1 protein-coding gene is annotated in these 244 nt (G+C 64.3%); it reads left to right on the top strand.

The window, feature by feature from the left end; translation table 11 throughout:
• Positions 1-20 precede the first annotated feature (20 nt).
• Positions 21-244 (top strand): extracellular solute-binding protein (locus SB717_RS38735; RefSeq protein WP_410908563.1); only part of this gene is annotated, 224 nt, incomplete at its 3' end.

Genomic DNA, 244 nt, shown 5'->3' with positions numbered 1-244 from the left:
ATGGTGCCCAGGGCGGAAACATGGCCGACAAGGGTCTCGTCCGCACAATCGACCGCTCGACGTTCGCGGCCGACGACCAGGTCAAGCCGCAGGCATGGGATCAGGCGACGATGACCGACGGTAGCGTCATCGGCGTGCCGGTCAACGCCCAGTCGTTTGCACTGTTCATCCGCGCTGATTGGCGCAAGAACCTCGGCCTCGAACTCCCCGAAACCTGGGACGACCTCGACGAGATGGCACGTGC

Origin of the sequence: Priestia sp. SIMBA_032 (genome assembly GCF_046535215.1) — a bacterium.
GTDB classification, from domain to species: Bacteria; Bacillota; Bacilli; order Bacillales; family Bacillaceae_H; genus Priestia; species Priestia aryabhattai.
Note: the sequence above shows the minus strand (reverse complement) of the source record. Positions and strands in the feature narration are given on the sequence as shown.